Genomic DNA, 2,203 nt, shown 5'->3' on the forward strand with positions numbered 1-2,203 from the left:
AAACAGCTCCTCGCGGCCATGGCCTTCGAGCCCGATCAGCAACCGTCGCTGCCCGGTCCAATCCGCAAACGCTTCCACCAGCGCGGTCAGCAGCACGTCGTTGATCTGGGTGTGATAGACGCCGGGCACCTCCTGCAGCAGTGCCCGCGTCTCCGCCGCGTCGAGTGCGGTGCTCACCATGCGCACAGACTCGGCGCGGTTGGTCCCGTCCTCATGGTCGCGTGGCAGACGCCCCGTCTCAGACCAGGGCTGTCCCTGCCAATAGGCCAGCTCGCGCTGCAAATCATCGGACCTGGCATGCGCCGCCAGCCGTTCCGCCCAGGCTTTGAACGAGGTCGTCTTCGCCGCCAGCCTGACCGGCTCGCCGCGCCGGAGCCCGTCAAACGCCGTTGCCAAATCCTCCAGCAGGATCCGCCAGGACACGCCATCCACCACCAAATGATGGATGATCACAAGCAGCCGCTTGCCTTGCGATCCCAAATCGAACAAGGCCGCACGCAGCAACGGTCCGGCCTGCAGATCGAGGCTCCCCTGCAGCCGCTCGGCATGCATCCGCAATGCTGCAGGCTGCACCGCCTCGCCGAACTCTGTGAGATCGATGGCTTCGACGATCGCTTCACTTGCGAGCGCGCTCTCGCCCTTCTCGTGCCGCTGCCGCCAGCCATCTTCTTCCCGATGGAAACGCAGCCGCAGCGCATCGTGATGGCGCAGCAGATGACCGAGCGCCTGCGCCACCAGTGCGGGCGTCAGCTCCGCGTCCGCATCCAGCAGCACTGCCTGGTTGAAGTGATGCGGCGCTTCCAGCTCTTGTCCGAACAACCAGTGCTGGATCGGCGTCAGCGCCACCTCGCCCGTGACCAGCCCCTGCTCCGCTGTCACCGCCGTGACAGCGCCCGCCACCGCCGCAAGTGCGGCGATCGTCTGCTGCTCGAACACCTGCCGCGCCGTCAGATTGAGCCCGGCCCGCTTGGCCCGCGCCACCACCTGGATCGACTGGATCGAATCCCCGCCGAGGGCGAAGAAGTTGTCGGTGACGGAGACGCGCTCGCGCTTGAGCACCTCACGCCAGATCGCAGCAAGGGATTCTTCCGTGGCATTGCGTGGCGCGATGATCTCGCCCGTGCCCTGCCACTCCGGCGCCGGCAGCGCATTGCGATCGAGCTTGCCGTTCGGCGACAGCGGCAACGACGCGAGCCTGACGATCGCAGATGGCACCATGTAGTCCGGCAGCAGCTGCTGCAGATGCCGGCGCAGTGCCTCGGGCTCGCAAGGCAGGTCATCGCGTGTCGTGACGTAGCCGACCAGCCGCCGCTCGCCGCTGTCGTCGCGCACCACCACGGCCGCCTGCTCGACGCTAGGATGGGACAACAGCGCCGCCTCGATCTCGCCGAGCTCGATGCGGAAGCCGCGCAGCTTCACCTGGTGATCGATGCGGCCGAGATAGTCGAGCGCGCCGTCAGCGCGCCAGCGCGCCAGATCCCCGGTGCGATACAGCCGCTCACCCGTTGCGAACGGGCTCGGTACGAAGCGTTCCGCCGTGAGGCTCGGACGGCCGAGATAGCCGCGGGCGACGCCGATGCCGCCGACATAGAGCTCGCCGGCCACCCCGATCGGCACTGGGTCGAGCCGATGGTCCAGCACATAGAGCTGGATGTTGCTGATCGGACGGCCGATCGGCACCTGCGTGGCTGCAGCTTCAAGCCGGCACGGCCAGGCGCTGACATCGACCGCCGCCTCGGTTGGGCCATAGAGGTTGTGCAGCTGGCATGAGGGCAGCAGGCTGAGAAAGCGGTTCTGCGTCTCCACAGCCAGCGCCTCGCCGCTGCAGATGGTGTCGCGCAAGGTCCCGCAGTGGGCGAGATCCGCCGCTTCCAGGAACGCCTGCAGCATCGACGGCACGAAGTGCAGGATGGTGACGCCGGTCTGCTCGATCAGCTCGGCCAGATAAGCCGGATCCTGATGGCCCCCAGGTCGGGCGATCACCAGCTCAGCGCCGTGCGCCAAGGGCCAGAAGAACTCCCACACCGAAACGTCGAAGCCGAATGGCGTCTTCTGCAGCACCCGGTCATCCCCCGTCAGTCGATAGGCCTCCTGCATCCAGGCCAACCGATTGACGATGCCGCGATGGGCGTTCATCACCCCCTTGGGTCGACCGGTCGAGCCGGAGGTGTAGATCACGTAAGCGAGGTTGTCGGGTCCGCAG

The 2,203-nt window shown here is 66.9% G+C and carries 1 protein-coding gene; it reads right to left on the reverse strand.

Annotated elements, in window-relative coordinates; translation table 11 throughout:
- The coding region (locus BRAS3843_RS23350) for a non-ribosomal peptide synthetase (RefSeq protein ID WP_035982540.1) at positions 1 to 2,203 on the reverse strand (2,203 nt) is incomplete at both ends.

The sequence above is a fragment of the Bradyrhizobium sp. STM 3843 genome (genome assembly GCF_000239815.1).
Lineage (GTDB): Bacteria > Pseudomonadota > Alphaproteobacteria > Rhizobiales > Xanthobacteraceae > Bradyrhizobium.